Annotated in this window: 17 protein-coding genes; 7 read left to right on the top strand and 10 right to left on the bottom strand. The window is 45.3% G+C overall.

Going from position 1 to position 16,299, the window contains the following annotated elements:
* Positions 1–14: 14 nt before the first annotated feature.
* From A3860_RS03465 to A3860_RS03445, 5 genes are all read right to left on the bottom strand, one after another.
* Entirely contained in the window at positions 15–788 is a 774-nt protein-coding gene (locus A3860_RS03465; RefSeq protein ID WP_081145117.1) for an ABC transporter ATP-binding protein, read from the bottom strand.
* Positions 789–1,586, bottom strand: a complete 798-nt coding sequence (locus A3860_RS03460) for an MlaE family ABC transporter permease (RefSeq protein WP_081145175.1) — start codon at positions 1,584–1,586, stop codon at positions 789–791.
* A 74-nt stretch (positions 1,587–1,660) separates the two neighbouring features.
* The gene (locus A3860_RS03455) at positions 1,661–2,854 is read right to left on the bottom strand and encodes a S8 family serine peptidase (RefSeq protein ID WP_081145116.1); all 1,194 of its coding nucleotides are present in this window, start codon (positions 2,852–2,854) and stop codon (positions 1,661–1,663) included.
* A 230-nt stretch (positions 2,855–3,084) separates the two neighbouring features.
* Entirely contained in the window at positions 3,085–3,630 is a 546-nt protein-coding gene (locus tag A3860_RS03450; protein WP_158085126.1) for an NADPH-dependent FMN reductase, read from the bottom strand.
* Positions 3,631–3,646: 16 nt separating this feature from the next.
* The gene (locus A3860_RS03445; RefSeq protein WP_245843464.1) at positions 3,647–4,882 is read right to left on the bottom strand and encodes a DUF2264 domain-containing protein; all 1,236 of its coding nucleotides are present in this window, start codon (positions 4,880–4,882) and stop codon (positions 3,647–3,649) included.
* A gap of 193 nt (positions 4,883–5,075) precedes the next feature.
* Between A3860_RS03445 and A3860_RS03440 the strand changes: the two genes are divergently transcribed.
* Entirely contained in the window at positions 5,076–5,495 is a 420-nt protein-coding gene (locus A3860_RS03440) for a response regulator (RefSeq protein ID WP_081145115.1), read from the top strand.
* Positions 5,496–5,503: 8 nt separating this feature from the next.
* On the opposite strand, the gene A3860_RS03435 is transcribed toward A3860_RS03440, so the two are convergent.
* Positions 5,504–8,107, bottom strand: a complete 2,604-nt coding sequence (locus A3860_RS03435) for a T9SS type B sorting domain-containing protein (protein ID WP_081145114.1) — start codon at positions 8,105–8,107, stop codon at positions 5,504–5,506.
* A 187-nt stretch (positions 8,108–8,294) separates the two neighbouring features.
* On the bottom strand, positions 8,295–8,660 hold the full coding sequence (locus tag A3860_RS03430; protein ID WP_081145113.1) for a winged helix-turn-helix transcriptional regulator: 366 nt from the start codon (positions 8,658–8,660) through the stop codon (positions 8,295–8,297).
* Between the two features lie 121 nt (positions 8,661–8,781).
* On the opposite strand from A3860_RS03430, the gene A3860_RS03425 reads away from it, so the two are divergent.
* From A3860_RS03425 to A3860_RS03415, 3 genes are all read left to right on the top strand, one after another.
* Entirely contained in the window at positions 8,782–9,804 is a 1,023-nt protein-coding gene (locus A3860_RS03425) for a zinc-dependent alcohol dehydrogenase family protein (RefSeq protein WP_216823361.1), read from the top strand.
* A gap of 76 nt (positions 9,805–9,880) precedes the next feature.
* Complete coding sequence (locus tag A3860_RS03420) at positions 9,881–10,414, top strand: carboxymuconolactone decarboxylase family protein (protein WP_081145112.1); 534 nt, start codon at positions 9,881–9,883, stop codon at positions 10,412–10,414.
* Between the two features lie 148 nt (positions 10,415–10,562).
* Positions 10,563–10,814: a hypothetical protein gene (locus A3860_RS03415; RefSeq protein ID WP_081145111.1), complete on the top strand. Its 252-nt coding sequence runs from the start codon at positions 10,563–10,565 to the stop codon at positions 10,812–10,814.
* Positions 10,815–10,880: 66 nt separating this feature from the next.
* Here the strand turns inward: A3860_RS03415 and A3860_RS41460 are convergent, their stop codons facing one another.
* The 3 genes from A3860_RS41460 to A3860_RS03405 form a co-directional block, all read right to left on the bottom strand.
* On the bottom strand, positions 10,881–11,057 hold the full coding sequence (locus A3860_RS41460) for a hypothetical protein (RefSeq protein ID WP_173820152.1): 177 nt from the start codon (positions 11,055–11,057) through the stop codon (positions 10,881–10,883).
* Between the two features lie 263 nt (positions 11,058–11,320).
* Positions 11,321–11,794: an acyl-CoA thioesterase gene (locus A3860_RS03410; protein ID WP_081145110.1), complete on the bottom strand. Its 474-nt coding sequence runs from the start codon at positions 11,792–11,794 to the stop codon at positions 11,321–11,323.
* 36 nt (positions 11,795–11,830) lie between these two features.
* Positions 11,831–12,430 carry a TetR/AcrR family transcriptional regulator gene (locus A3860_RS03405; protein ID WP_143773919.1) on the bottom strand — a complete coding sequence of 200 codons (600 nt, stop codon included), beginning with the start codon at positions 12,428–12,430 and terminating at the stop codon, positions 11,831–11,833.
* Positions 12,431–12,735: 305 nt separating this feature from the next.
* On the opposite strand from A3860_RS03405, the gene A3860_RS03400 reads away from it, so the two are divergent.
* The 3 genes from A3860_RS03400 to A3860_RS03390 all read left to right on the top strand — a co-directional run bounded on the left by A3860_RS03400 (position 12,736) and on the right by A3860_RS03390 (position 16,286).
* Positions 12,736–14,160, top strand: coding sequence for an MATE family efflux transporter (locus A3860_RS03400; RefSeq protein ID WP_081145108.1), 1,425 nt, complete (start codon positions 12,736–12,738; stop codon positions 14,158–14,160).
* 113 nt (positions 14,161–14,273) lie between these two features.
* On the top strand, positions 14,274–15,308 hold the full coding sequence (locus A3860_RS03395; RefSeq protein WP_081145107.1) for an AI-2E family transporter: 1,035 nt from the start codon (positions 14,274–14,276) through the stop codon (positions 15,306–15,308).
* Positions 15,309–15,503: 195 nt separating this feature from the next.
* Positions 15,504–16,286, top strand: coding sequence for a murein L,D-transpeptidase catalytic domain family protein (locus A3860_RS03390; protein WP_245843463.1), 783 nt, complete (start codon positions 15,504–15,506; stop codon positions 16,284–16,286).
* Positions 16,287–16,299: the final 13 nt, after the last annotated feature.

The raw sequence follows: 16,299 nt of genomic DNA, 5'->3' as shown, positions 1-16,299 counted from the left end.
TGTTTATTCATCGATCAGGTTATAAAGTTGTAATCGTAAAAACTTTTTAACCGTTCATCGCCACTGGCAAAAACATCTTCAAAAGAACCTTCCTGCACAAACTGGCCATCGAGCAGCACCGCCATGCGATCGCCGGTTTCTTTGGCACAGGTGAGGTCGTGTGTTATAATAATGGAACTGGTATTGAACAGTTGCTGCACTTCGTTGATGAGCTCATTTATTTCCATGCTGGTTATAGGGTCAAGGCCGGCTGTTGGTTCGTCATACAACATAATAGCCGGTTGCATAATGAGCGTGCGGGCAATGCCTATGCGTTTTCGCTGTCCGCCCGATAGTTCGGCTGGCCACTGGTTAATGGTTTGTGATAAGCCAACCGCTTCCAACGCTTTTTCCACTGCTTCAGTAACCTGTTTGCGGCTTAAATGTTTTGAATTGCGCAATAAAGGAAATTCCAGGTTTTCACGCACCGTCATACTATCGTACAGGGCGCTGCTCTGGAATGAAAATCCAATGCGCAACCGAAGTTGTTCCAGCCCGGAATAACTAATGGCGGTGACCTCATTTCCCAATACATTAACTGAACCCTTATCGGGTTTTAACAGTCCGGCAATAATTTTAATCAGCACCGATTTACCGGTGCCCGACCGCCCCAGCACCACCACATTTTCGCCCTGGTAAACATCCAGGTCAATGCCACGCAGCACATGGTTTGTTCCAAACGACTTATGCAAATCGCGTATGGAAATGACCAGCTTTGTTCTATCGATATGTTTTTCCTTTTTTTCCATTTATGGTCTAAACCAGTTGGTGATCTGTACAATAATTATTTCTTCAATAAAGATCAGGAACATGGCCAGTACAACCGATGTATTGGCCGCGCGACCAACTCCCTGCGTACCCTGCGTGGTATTATACCCCTGGTAACAACTCACGATGCCGATAGTAAAACCAAAGACGATCGATTTCAGCAACGATGAAAAAATATCCAGGAAACTAATATTGTGAAAACCGTTCTCAATAAATGAAATAAAACTTGTTTGCTCATTTGAATGCACATTTACAAATGCACCCAGCAATGCAAGCAGCGCCATATACAACATTAATAAAGGCACCATACAGGTGGTGGCTATTACTCTTGTAACCACTAAAAATTTAAAGGGATTGGTGGCTGATACTTCCATCGCATCTATTTGTTCCGTCACTTTCATGGAGCCCAGTTCTGCGCCAATGTTCGAACCAACCTTGCCGGCAGTAATGAGGCCGGTCACTAAGGGCGCCAATGCTCTTATAATAGCAATAGCCACCAGCGATGGCAGCCAGGAGGTTGCACCAAAATCTGATAAGGAAGGCCGGCTTTGTTTTGTAAATACGATGCCGGTAATAAAACCCGTCAATGTGATGAGTGATAAGGATTTTACTCCTATCATATAACACTGCCTGATGATCTCTTTAAACTCGTAAGGTGGTAGCAATAGGGCGCGAAAAAACCGCGCAACAAACTGGCCGAAAGCGTATACATCAAAGAAAAATGTATCGAGCTTTTGGGTAAAGATATATCTGCGGGGCTGTTTCTGTTTTAATTTCATGGATGCATCATGCATCGAAATTTAGAACCAGCCTTCCTGGGCAACTATTTCCCCAATATGAATATCAGTAGTAACTATTTATGCGCTATGGGATCGGGATTGCCGTCGGGGTCATTTTTAGCTGTGCCTGAAGACGTTATGCTGTTTCCTTTCAGCAATAACAAACCGGCCACATGTGGCGCGGCCATGGAAGTACCGCTGAAGATGGCATATTTCCCGTTCAAGTAAGTAGAGGGAATGCGAACACCGGGAGCAGCAAAATCTACCACATCATTTCCGTAGTTCGAAAAAGAAGCAAAGTTATCGAGGCTGTCTACAGCAGATACTGTATAGATATTAGTTCCATTTACCCGGCCCGGCGAAAACTGTGAGGCTGGCTTGCTATCGTTACCCGCCGCAATGGCAACATAAATACCTTTGGCTGCCACATTTTGAACCTGTTGATCCAGAATTGACGACACCTGATCTTCACCCAGGCTCATATTCACCACATCACCGGCTTTGGCGTTGCTGCTCACATACGAAAGGGCCTGAATAATAGAACCCAATGTTCCTTCACCATTTTTATCAAATACCCGTAATGCAACCAGGTTGGCGCCAGATGCTACACCCAGCACACCAAATGAATTATTCTTTGCACCAATAATTCCGGCTACATGGGTTCCATGTCCGTTTTCATCGGCGGCAGAAGTTACACCACTTATAAAGCACTTGCTGCGGACAGAATCTGCATTGAGGTCGGGGTGTGCGAAATCGATGCCCGAATCAATGATCCAGGCTGTTTTGCCGGTTCCATCGCCATAGCCAACACGGGCCACGTTCCAGGTAATCGTTTTGGGTTCAACAACCTGGAAGCAGGTACCATAGGCAATAACCCGGTCCTGTTCTATAAGACCAACAGTAGAATCCTGCTTTAACTTTTCCAACTCCACTGCCGATAAATGGGCAACAAAACCTCCGTACCTGCCGGTAAAGGTTTGCTTTATAGCAGTATTATTGATCCTGAGTCGTTGAAATAGCGAGTTGGTATATGACGTAACTCTTGCAATAGTAGAAAGTGTAGGCTCAGCATTTAAGCCTGTGTTGGTTTCACCGTTGTAAGTTATAATGTACTGATCGGGAATAATCCTGCCATTGTCAGTGCTCTGTGTCACTACACAATTGCTGGTAGAAGCATTATTATCGGAAGAGATCTTATCTGTTTTGCGGCAGGCTGCAAATAGCAACAGACCGATGGCAACTGAACTGGTTATTGATTTTATATGCATGGGCTGGGCCTCCGGATTATAATAACGGTTTTTTATAATGAATGGCTGGGTTCAATCTTTCCTTTAACAACCTTTTAAATATTCTACTTAAATATGCTGACCCGGTTCTATGGCAAATAGCGAACCAACCGGGCCCAAAAACCCGCTCCGGATAGCGTGATGTCAAAAAAAAGCAGTGGAACTTATCAACACTAATGAGTTACCCTGATACATAATCAATTACCGGGATGCTATGTGCCTGCAGCCATTTGTTTAATGGCATTTATCAACGCCTGCAGCACCGCCTCAACCGCGGTTTTGGTTGCCGCATCGGCTATTTCGCCTCGTTCATTGAGCTTCGTTTTAATAAAGGGGATCAGTAATGCCCCGCCTTCGGGAATATTGGCCGATAATGCGCTGAAGATCTGCAGCCAGGCTGCATGAGCTTTTTCGCCATTCGATGCGGCAGTGACCAGCGCCAGGGGTTTGTTAACCAGTTCGCCCGAGCGTACCGTCCAGTCAATGGCATTTTTCAGCGCTCCGGGAATACCAAAAGCATATTCGGGCGAACAAAGAAAAATGCCGTCTGCTTCGGCCAGCTGGCGGCGCCATTTCGCAACTGGTTCTCCCTCTACTGCGCTGTCATCAAAAGCAGGCAGGGTTGCCAGGTCCTCATATACGATAAACTCAATGTCGGCAGGCGCCCATCGCTGAATATCTTTAACCAGTCTTATATTGGTTGAAGTTGGCCGCAAACTTCCCGCTACGGCCAGTATGGTGATCTTTTTGTTTTGCATAGGACTATGAAGTGCTTTAATTTTCAATAGCATGATCAATGGGAACGGGTTCGCCTTTCCAGGCCTTTTTCGCGGTCCAGTCGGCATCGGCATTTTGCCAGAACGGGTCGGTAGCCGTTAATCCTAACACCAGGAACACCTGTGAGCATAGGTACAGGCTGCCGGTTGAAATATAGGGTTCGCCCACACCCGGCTGGTGACCAACCAGGCCTATCTGCAACCAGCCCGCTGAATCAAAAGTGCCGGACACTTCCATTTGTTTTTTCACCACTTCATATAATGCACAGCGCACCTGTTGGGGCGATACGTCTTCGGGTAACTGATGCATTAAGGCCATCTTTGATAATAGTTGAAATGCACCAAACCGGTAGGCGAGCGAACGGCCAATGGGCGGGTAGGTACCTTCGGGCGAAATCAAACGTTCCTGTACAGCTGCATACCGGCGGGCGCGGGTTAACTCCAGCTCCAGTGTTTTATATTCTTTTTCTCCACTGCCTATGAGGGCATCCAGAATTTCGAGGAACATGGGCTGTATAACAAAGCTGTTGTAATAATCCCAATGAAAAGAGGCGCCATCGCCATAGGCCCCATCGCCTTTATACCATTGCAGATGCTGTTGCACGGCATAATCTATGCGCATTTTGTCACCACTTCCTTCAAACTGCAGCAGGGCTGCTTCTATCATGGCGCTGAAAAAAAGCCAGTTATTATGCCCGGGCGTTATTACCCGCGATGATTTAAGAGCTTCCAGTACATTTTTTTTTGTTTGGGCATCGAGCCGGCCCCATAACTGTTTGGGTGCGCGAATAAGCGCCTGCGACAAAAACGCCGCATCAACCAGGGCCTGCCCGCCTTTATTAAAATTCATATAATCGGGCGCGGCCGGGTCGGTGGCATTGTGAATGCCTGTTACTGAAAGATCAAGATATTTTTTCCGCAATTTTCCTTCGGCGGTACTATCGGGTCCCAGCTCAAGCCAGGGCGCCATGCCGGCCAGCAAACGGCCGAACGCTTCAAGGTGTGTAAAGTTTTGCCGGTCATTTTTCTTTGCTTCTACCGGCATTTTCTTTTTAAGCTCATTTTTGCTCAGCGCCGTTAAAACAGGATCGGCAATACGTATAAGTGATTGAACAAAATAATCACGGTGCATTAAACCGTTTGAAGCTGCTTTCTCATTTTGTGCGCACAAACAGGCAGGCAACAACAGTGATACCAGGAACAGTTGCCGGGAAGCTTTTTTCATTTGATTCATGAATCGTTTGGTTTAGTGGCTGCCGGAATATGCTTGCTATAGCATACCGGTTGTATAGCGGGCCTGAAGGTACCTATTTATAATGAGCGTATGCATTGCAGAAATTACTATTCTTATACCCGGATTAAAAAATTTTTCCGCAAGGAAAAATACTCTTGAAAATCAGTATTTTTAATCAATTATTAACAACCTCATGGATAAATCAAAAACCCTTTTCATAATTGATGATGATGAAGACGATCAGCTGTTTATTAATGAAGCCATGAAGGACCTGAACATTCCTTTTGAATGCTTTTATGCCAACAACGGCGAAGTGGCCCTAAAGCAATTAAAGGATGAAATAATACCACTCCCCGATTTTATTTTCCTCGATCTGAACATGCCAAAATTAAATGGCAAGGAATGTCTTATTGAAATAAAAAAACTGCCCAAATATTCCGGCGTTCCACTAATTATTTACACCACCAGTTCGAACCAGAAAGACAAACAGGAAATAATGCAGCTGGGGGCGCATTATTTTTTAACCAAGCCCACCCGCATCAGTGAATTGTGCAATTGCCTGCTGAACGTATTTTCGATGGACTGGAAAAAGGTAGCCGGGAAAACAAATTAAAAAGCTTTCTATCTTATCAACACCAGCGTTCCTCTTTGCATATACGGCGCACCGGTATAATCAACAGCTTTTACCACCCATACATAGGTACCTGAAGGCTGCAGTTTTCCGGCAATGGTTCCGTCCCAGCCATATTCATTGGTAGAAGTTCTGAAAACCAGCTGGCCCCAACGGTTGTAGATTTGGAAATAATCTATGCGCGCCATTCCTACGGCAATGGGTCGTAACAGATCGTTCTTCCCATCACGATTAGGCGTAAATGCATTGGGCACAAAAACTGTGGGCATGGTTTGAAATACCTTAACTTTTATAAAAGCGGAGTCTACACAACCGGCGGTATTATACACCAACACCTTGTACAATATGCCAGAAGAAGATATATTATACGTTGCCACAGGATTGGCAATAGTGGGGTCAGACAGATAAAAATAAGGTACCCATTTATACTTTACACCACCGGTAGCCTGTAACTGCAACGCCTGGCCAATCACCACTGCGGTGTCCCTTCCTGCAGATGCATTGATATCGGGCAAAACCTTAACCACCGTTGTATCATATCCCGGTTTCGGACAACCTTTGTTATCATACACAGACAGTACATAGGCTGTAGTGACTGTTGGGGTGGCCACGGGGTCAAGTATATTCAAATTGCTCAATGTGGAGGCCGGTAACCAGGCAAATGTATTGGCTTCGGTACTGCCATTTAATTGGGCTGTTGTTGCAAAACAAATAGTGGTATCGGGCCCTGCAAAGGCTACCGGGTAAGGCACTGAAGTAACTATTACCCGGTCAACGGCGGCACAACTACCTATTCTGCCTATTACCTGGTAACTGGTGGTTGACCAGGTTACTACCCGGGGATTGGGGTCGGTGAGGTCTAACACCTGGTTCACCGGCGTCCAGCTATATTTCAATGCATCGGATTGCAAATGCAGTTGAATGGTATCGCCCTGGCAAATGGTTGTATCATTCATGGCCTGCAGGGTAACATGGTCAACCACCCGCACTTTTACCGAGTCGTGGTTAATACAGCCATTATCGTCAAGATGAACAGCATAGATAATAGTGGTTTTGGGCGCCACAGTTGGCGTGGCCGTATTTCCATTCACCATGGCGGTATTGGGCGTCCAGCTAAAAATACCATTGCCAATTGCTTTCAGTTGAACCGCATCAGGAACGCAGATGAGGGTATCGCGAAAAGCCAGCGTTATAGGAGGCTTATCGACGATAGAGATATTCTTTACCACGGTATCGCGGCAGCCTTTGGTAGTGGTGGCTATCAACTGCACGTTTTTTGTCCCCATGGAAGTATAGGTGTACGTGGGTGAAGGCAATGCCGACACATCATTGGCCGTGACATCACCAAAATCCCAGGCCCATGAATTTATAGTTCCGTAGCTGGTGACAGTAGCATCAACAAACTGGGTTGGTTTGGTGAAGCAAATGCCACTGACCGTAAAATCGGGTTTGAATCCCGGATATACATAGGCCATCGATGTAGCCGAATCGGAACATTGCTGGTCACGGTTGATAACCAGTTTTACGGTATATGTACCGGTATCGGGAAATGTAAAACTGGTGATAGCGCTGTTTGAATTGTAAACAGATACCCCTTTGTTATCAAAAAGCTCCCAGTTGGTTGAGGTAATGAGCGGACTGGTGCTCATATTGGACAGCGCAATGGTGTTCGAATTTTTGCACAGCATATATTCGGGCGGCATGCTGGCCGATGCAATGGTGCAGGCTGTTATGCGTATTTGCAGGTCTTTTCGCTGGGTGGCAATTACAGTACCGTTCCTGATCTCTTCTACCTGCACGGTTACCACATAAATGCCATCGCTGGGCGCTATACCGGTTATTAAGCCTGTTTTGGGATTGATCTTTACATTACTACCCATGGGAGAACCAGCCCCGTAACCCGACCCGTAGGGCACCGATTGATAGGGTGGCGCCGTAGGGGGAAAATTAACGCCACCTCCGCCCGAACCACCAATATAGGCATCAGTAAAAGAATACCGCAGCTGGTCTTTGTCTTTATCTTCCGCCGCAAAACTGTAGGAGAACGAATTGTTGGCGCAGATCACTACCATATCGTCGCCGGTAAACCGGGCGCTGTTATTTTGAGGGCCGCTCGCCTGTTGACCGTTTCCCGGAATTTCGCCTGTATAGGTTGCACCGATATTACCATAACCTGGCGAAAGGTTCGCAATGCCCTGCACCCGGTATACCACCTGTATTACAATTATATACCCTTCTGCCGACGGGGGCAGGGTAACAGTGAAATCATAAAAACCTATATCGTAACAAACATTGGGCGGGTTGGTAATACATTGGCTGGGATTGGTTAAAAGCAGCCTGTCCTGATGCGCCATGGGAATGGAAAGGTCCTGAATGTGTGCGCCGGTTCCTTTGTTAAAAATGCCAAAGTAAGCAGGGTTGGGAAGCCGCCGGTTACTGTAACAATCCATAAACAATTTTGCGGTAACCTGGTAGGTGTATTGGCCTCCGCTCATGCCGGTAAATGTATAGTTCATTTCACCGCCGGTGATATGATCGGCCCGGGCGTTGAATAGCATAAGCATCAACAGGCAGCCAATAACATTTTTCTTCATGCCTTCGGCAAAAAGTGGTTAGTGTAATTGCAGTAATAAAGGGCTTTGATCAAAAAGGTTAGTATGTAATCCCACATTAGGCGCACGAAGCTCCGCGCCCTAATGAATTTACGATTTTTTCAGGAAGATAGTTGCCAAAAAACACGGTGTGATTGAGTTTATTTAACGGGAAGGGCCGCAGCAGGCCTTATTCTTCGCCTTCTTCCAAAGGCATGGCCGTTATTCCCTGGTGTTGCATTTGTGCCTGTCCCCAGGTACTGATCATTTGAATGGAAGGAATGAGTGCACGGCCGGTTTCAGTTAACGTATATTCAACCCGGGGTGGAACCTCGTAATATACCGTGCGCGTAATAAGCCGGTCATCTTCCAGCTCACGCAAAACCTGGGTAAGCATTTTGGGCGTTATGCCTGAAATGGACCTGCGTATTTGGCCATACCGTTTAACGCCATCGCCTAAAAACCACAATATCCGGCCCTTGTACTTTCCACCAATACGTTGAAAAGCATAATCTACAGGGCATGTTGCCGGCGGCGCCTGATTTATTTTACCCATTTAAGAAAAAATTTAGTGCTGATTATCAACAATAGTATACTAATGGTATGTAGGCTACCAAATGGTGCATACTTGACTCAAATATACTAACGCCCATAGATTTGCCCCTAAATATTTTTCTATGAAAGAAAAACAGATGAAAAGCTATCACATTCAATATGGCGGCGGTTTAAATGGATTAAGCCTGAAACAACACCCCATTCCAAAAGCCGGTGCGCGCGAGGTGCTTATAAAAATGCGGGCCAACTCGCTCAGTTACCGCGATGTGAATATTCTTGCCGGCAATTACCCGCTGCCGGTAAAACCCGATGTAATTGCGGTATCGGATGGCGCCGGGGAAGTTGTAGCTACAGGCGATGGCGTTACCCGCGCCCGGCCCGGAGACCGCGTGGCCGTTAACATGTTCCCTTTATGGCTCGATGGTCCTTTTGGCTGGGACTACGCCCCGCAGATCGGCGGTTCACTCGATGGCCTGTTAACCGAATATGCCGTTGTTCATGAAGATGCTATTGTACCCATTCCCGATCATTTAACCTACGAAGAAGCAGCCACATTGCCCTGTGCCGCCCTTACAGCCTGGAATGCACTAACCGGTGGCAAGCCGCTGCGGGCAGGCGAAACCGTATTGACTTTGGGATCGGGCAGTGTATCGCTTTTTGCCCTGCAGTTTGCGAAGTTGTTTGGCGCCCGGGTTATTGCAACCACTTCTGACGAGGTAAAAGCGCAACGGCTTAAAGCATTGGGCGCCTCTGAAGTGATCAATTACCGGCAAACACCTGAGTTTAGTAAAGCGGTGCGGGAACTTACGCAGGGCAACGGGGTTGATCAGGTTGTTGAAGTGGCCGGGTCTTCTATGGAACAATCTATATTATCGACCAGGGCGGGTGGACAGGTAAACTTTATTGGCCGCATGGGTGGCGAATCAAAACCAGTGAACCTTACCACGCTTTTTATGTCAGCAGCACATATACGGCCCATTGCTGTAGGCAACCGGTCGCAATTTATTGCCATGAACAATGCCATTGCGGTAAATAAACTGAAACCGGTAATTGACCGGGTGTTCCCTTTTGCCCAGGCTAAGGAAGCCTTTTCTTATCTGCAAACAGGAAATTATTTCGGGAAGATCGTGATCACGCATTCCTGACCGGTTAAACCCTAACTATTCCGGCTAACTGCAATTCATCAACACAATTTATTTATTACTATTAATTATTGAAAGTATGCATATTTTCAAAGTACCCGCACGCGAGGAAGTTTCTGAAGACAATCAGCACCTTTTTGACAATTTCAAAAAAATGATGGGTTTTGTTCCTAACCTGCTGGCCATGTTTGCGCACAGCGATACGGCCCTGGCCGATGTGCTTGCACTGTCGAACCGCACAAGCACTTTAACAAAAAAAGAAAAAGAAGCCATCAACCTTATCGTAAGCCAGGTAAATGGCTGTAAATATTGTTTAGCGGGGCACACGGTGGTTGCCCGTTATGCAGGTTTTACCGATGATGAAATTTTACAGATCAGGAAAGCCGAGGTTCAATTCGATAAAAAGCTCGACGTACTGGTTCAATTTGTAAAAGAAACCACTATTCAACGTGGCAAACCATCCACTGATGTACTCAACCGTTTTTTTGAAGCAGGTTACACCGATGGCAACCTGGTTGATGCAATAATTGCGATTGCGGGTAAAATTATCACCAACTATTTGCATAACATAACCCAGATCCCGGTTGACTGGCCGGCCGTTCCGGAAATTTAACCGTTAAGTATTTCGACAATAAAATAAGAAATTGAATTGCAACGCATTACAATGAAATGCCACTATATACCCCAAGGCTTTCCGGCACAATGCTCAGAATGGAAAGATTATTGTGCACCTTTGTAGTTGGGTTTAAAATGGGGTAATCATGGAAAAAGAATTTTCAACAACCATTTTGTGTACAGACGGGCTGGAACGGGAATTTCATTTTGCCCGCATTAACTCAATTGCCATTTATTTCCATATTTCCGTTGTTGATAACAGCGGCCGCCTCATCACGGCAACACTTGCCCGGGATGTGAACGGTCACTGGAAACTACATGAGCAGGAATTACCGGGCTGGTTTATTACTGCAGAGCCTGAATTGGGCAACGAGGTTGAACATAAGGCAGGGAGATAAAAAAAGGAACCGGTAAAAACCAGTTCCTGGAACCCTTATGTTATGACTGAAAGAAGCTTCTTTATATTAACTCAATACCACTTTCTTGCTGCCCAGTACAAAGATCCACAATGCAGCAGATAAATAACTGGTCAATACCAACAAGGCTGAAAATGTATAATGTCCATGTTTAAATAAAATGAAACTAACTAAACTGGCAATTACTATCAGTACAATGGTCGTGAGTGTAAAAAACGTTTTCATATTTAATGTTTTTAAGGTGATTGTTACTTTTTTTACTTGTTATAAGCGTGTTGCTTTATGTACTAATAGAAGGTGCAAAAGCCAGGAAGTTTATTAAAGAAATGCTAAGAAGAAAGGCTTATTTATAAGCTGAAAGCGGGAGAAGAAAGGTATTAGTAATTCCTTAACAGAAGGGGTTTAAACGAAAGGTCCGGAAGGCGAAAGATGTTTTCAGCATAACATCTTCCGGCTTCCGGACATATTAATAATACAATCGGCAGCTATTACTGCACGGGGTTCATCAGTGTTTTAATACGTTCGGGTATGCCTGCAGGTATATTCACATCATCGACCTTTACACCGGCTGCAAATTCCATAAAAGAAGCAGGGTGTTCTTTTCTGCGGCCTGTTTTAACATCTACACTGGTGAAGTTGGTCCACATAATGGCTTTTAATGTGGTTTGCTGCTCATCGTACATTAGCATCTCCACCAGCACGTGCGACTCGCTCAGTTCAATAAGCCGCGATTCAATACACACCACTTCATTGTAAAAAGCAGGGCGCACATATTGTATATCATGCCGGCGTACTACCCAGGCAATTCCCTGTTTATGGTAATCGAGCAGGTTTATCTGGTAAGCCTGTTTCAAATGATCTTCGCGGGCATTCAACAGGTAATCAATATAGCGGGCATTATTCAAATGCCCCATAGGATCACAGTCATTGAACCGTACTGTATAAAATGTTTTTAGTTGCATGGTACTTTTATATTGAAAAAATCAGGAATCAGTTTATTAAGGCAATTTCATGTATTCCTCTTCCATCCGGTATTTAAGGTTATCCAGTAACCTGTTCAGCACCGTTACCTCATCGAGCACCTTGGCCATCATTATACCGCCCTCTATTTGTGCAAAGATCAATTCGGCTTCTTTCTTCACATTCAGGTCTTTCCTGAACGAACCTTCTTCTATGCCTTTTTTAAGTATATGTTGCAGGGAACCCAGCATTTCCTGCAAAGCCGCCCGCGCTTTCTTTTTTAAGAATGGATAGGCGTCATCGGCATCTATTGCAGTATTCATAAGCGGGCAGCCGCCATCAACAGGCGGCGAAACCGTATAATTTTTATAATACTGGAAAATGGTAAGCAACTTATCTACACCGGTCTTTTTAGCGCGCACTTTTGCACCAATGTCTTCTTTTAACTGGTTATAGGAATACTCAAAGGCCAGGGCGGCAATTTCATCCTTGCTTTCGAAGTTTCCATACAGCCCGCCTTTAGCCAGGCCGGTCGCTTTCATGATATCACTCATTGAAGTGCCGGCATATCCTTTCTTGTTAAACAGGGGCGCCGCTTTGGCAATAATGAATTCCTTTGTTTTTTCTGCTTTTGTCACAGGGCAAAAATAAACCGATCGGTCTAATTTGCCAAAGAAATGATCCAGCTGTATTCACACCCTGAAAATCCGTTCTCATCCTTTATTATTATCGGCTCATGCTTTTGCCGGCAAAAAAATTTTGGTACTTACTGCTATTGACTACCTTTGTGCCTCTTCAATGAATCGAACAATGAGAAACTAATACACCGTTCGCTGCAGCATCAGGCATGTTCCACGAACATTTAATTTCTTCTTCATCACATGGCTAGCGCTTGCTGCGCTCTCATTATCTTTTATTGTATTATCTCTTAAACAGGATTTATATGTCGGATCAAACAACCAACATAGGTACCATTCGTATCAAAACTTTTTTTTCTTTATTCAAGCAGGCCATATCGGGCCAGCAACAGGATTATACACAAGGCAGCATACGCCGGGCCGTGTTCTTACTGGCTGTACCCATGATACTTGAAATGTGCATGGAGTCGGTTTTTGCCGTGGTGGATATTTTTTTCGTAGGCCATACCGGAAAGAACGAAGCAGTTTCAACTGTGGTGCTCACCGAATCGGTGCTCACCATTGTTTATTCACTGGCTATAGGTTTAAGCATGGCAGCAACGGCTATGGTTGCCCGTCGTATAGGTGAAAAGAACCCCGAAGCTGCTGCAAAAGCCGGCATGCAATCGTTGATGATTGCGCTTTTTATAACAGCTGTTATAAGCATCGCAGGTTCAATATTTGCTCCGGAGGTCCTGAAATTGATGGGCGCTTCAAAGGAAACCGTAAGTATAGGCAGTAATTACACCCGTATCATTTACAGCGGCAGTGTAGTTATCATGTTGTTGTTCCTGATCAATGGTATATTCAGGGGAGCCGGTGATGCGTCTATGGCTATGCGCTCTTTATGGATCGCCAATATCTGTAATATCATTCTTTGCCCGCTTTTTATTCGGGGCCTGGGTCCAATTCCAGCTTTTGGTGTTACCGGCGCCGCCATGGCTACTACCATTGGCCGCGGTATTGGCGTTTGTTATCAACTATACCATTTATTCAGTGGTAAAAGGGTGATTAAGATCAAGCGGCAGGACTTTATTCCCGACTGGCCCATCATTAAATCTATTTCCAATATTGCCTGGACGGGCACTGCACAGTTTTTAATTGCTTCGGCCAGCTGGATGGTAATGGCCCGTATTATGGCCGAGTTTGGCGATACCGCCGTGGCAGGCTATGGCGTGGCCATCAGGCTCATCATGTTCTTTTTATTACCTGCCTGGGGCTTGAGCAATGCAGCCGCTACGCTGGTGGGGCAAAACCTGGGGGCCCAACAGCCGCTAAGGGCCGAACAATCAGTATGGCGCACCGCTAAATACAATACCATCTTCATGATCTTTGTAACCCTGGTGTTTATGTTATTTGCCCAACCCATTGTGGCTTTCATGAACGATGACGTTAAGGTCGAAAGCTATGCGGTACTGGCCTTACGCATAGTTAGCCTGGGTTATATTTTTTATGGCGTAGGGATGGTAGTTACCAATGCCTTTAACGGCGCCGGTGATACCAAAACACCTACACTCATCAACATCTTTGGTTTCTGGATGTTTCAGGTGCCGCTGGCCATTCTATTGGCGCTGGTATTTAAACTGGGGCCCAAAGGCGTATTTATCGCCATTGTTCTGGCCGAAACCGGTATCACCATTGCGGGTATCATCATTTTCAGAAAAGGTAAATGGAAACAGGTTAAAATATAACGGACCGGTTTTCGAAAATATTCAAAGGCCTCCCGCTACATAGGGAGGCCTTACCGTTTAACGGAATGGCTTTTGCAATTATTAGTTACTTTTAATTCCAAGTTACAACCTGCATGAAGCAAATTCCCAACAATGCCATTAGGCAAATACTGATACTGGCTACCATTATTACCCTTGGCATAGTTCTGTTTTACCAGTTAAGCAGCCTGATACCCGCATTCCTGGGAGCTTATACCCTGTATGTGTTGTTGCGTAAATGGATGTTCATTTTACAGGGCCGGTATAAGTGGAATAAAAACCTGACTGCCGCCACCCTCATGCTGCTGTCGTTCCTGATCATTATGCTGCCCATTTTAGTGGTGGTGAATATGCTCACTACAAAAATTGCGTTTGCCATGGAGCATTCGCAGGAGGTATTGGCTTCCCTGCAGGCGTTTATTCAAAAACTGGAGGCCCAGTACAAGATCCAGATACTGACCAGTGCCAATCTCGAAAAAGTAACTGCCTGGGGCGGCAATACCGTGCCAAAGATCCTGGCCTCTACCTTCGATACCATCACGGGCATTGTGATCATGTATTTTATTCTATACTTCATGTTGGTAGATGGCCGCAAAATGGAATCGAACTTTTACGACTGGGTGCCGCTGAAAGATGAAAACACCCTGTTGTTGCGCAAGGAGCTTAACAGCATGGTATATTCGAATGCCATCGGTATTCCCCTCATTGCCATATTGCAGGGCATTGTGGGCCTTATTGGCTACCTCATACTGGGGGTTGATGAACCCTGGTTCTGGTTTGTGATCACCTGTATCACCAGCATGCTGCCGGTGGTAGGGGCCGCCCTGGCTTATATTCCGGTAAGCCTGCTGTTTTTTGCCGCCGGTCATTCGGGTAAAGGGATCATTATGCTTTTATATGGTTTCGGGATCATTGGTACGGTCGATAACCTGTTCCGTTTCTGGGCCCTTAAACGCATAGGCGATGTGCATCCGCTGATCACCGGTTTCGGGGTTATTATCGGGGTAAGTCTTTTTGGTTTTATCGGCCTCATCTTCGGCCCCATCCTCATCTCCTTATTCCTGGTGCTCATTAAAATTTACGCCAGTGAATTTAATCTCGAAAAAAGAGACGGCACCGTTTCCAAATAATTGTTCTGCACACACTTACTTATCAATAAGAGATTTCTCTTATACGGGTGTACTCCAATCTACATAGCTTCCGGAATTTTTCCGGAAACTCTTCATTTTCACCTCAAAACGCAAAAATATTTTGCGCAATACCACGTTTAAGTGCAGTATTCAATTTAAAAATAGTTGTAAATCGTTTTTTAAGTTCAAATTCCTATGAAACGGACATATAAGAAAATGTCATTTGGTGTGTTGTTTTGCTGTTTGGCTGTATCGCCAGTTGTAACCACCGGTACAGGAAACGAGGTAACGGAAGCTGCTGAGGTTAGTACAGCCAAAGTTATGGATCCGATACCCGCTTCAACAAAGGAAATCGTACAATCAACTGCAGAAGCTATGGCGTCAGAGGCTATGGACCTGTACAATGCAATGAACCTGAAAAAAGTTGGCCTTTCTATAAAAGCCTTTGAATATGCGCTGAGGGGTTACAAAAATCTGGTTGAACGCGGAAAAGTAATCCGTGACCAGGTACTGTCGATCTGTGATTTCAGCCAGTCGTCGCGCAAAAAAAGATTTTATGTAATTGATATGGCCTCAAAGAAAGTGCTCATCAATACCTGGGTAGCACATGGCCGCAATTCGGGTGGCGAATATGCCCGGTCATTTTCAAACAACCCTGAATCGCATAAAAGCAGTCTCGGTTTTTATGTTACCGGCAATACGTACTACGGCAGCCACGGTTTGGCCTTAAAAATTGAAGGATTGGAAAAGAACATAAACGACAAAGCCGATGCACGCAATATAGTTATCCATGGTTCTGAGTATGTAGGCGCCAACTTTTTAGCACGCAGCCCCATCAACGGCCGCAGCTTTGGTTGCCCCGCTCTGCCTCAACAAGAAACCGGAAAAGTTATTGAAACAATCAAGGATGGTAGCTGTTTGTTCATTTATCATCCCACTAAAACTTATATACAAAAGTCAAAAGTTTTGAATGGTTAGATAGGACACAACT

Origin of the sequence: Niastella vici (genome assembly GCF_002077945.1) — a bacterium.
In the GTDB taxonomy this organism is placed as follows: Bacteria; Bacteroidota; Bacteroidia; order Chitinophagales; family Chitinophagaceae; genus Niastella; species Niastella vici.
The sequence above is the reverse complement of the archived record's forward strand: the minus strand, read 5'-3'. Positions and strand labels throughout refer to the sequence as shown.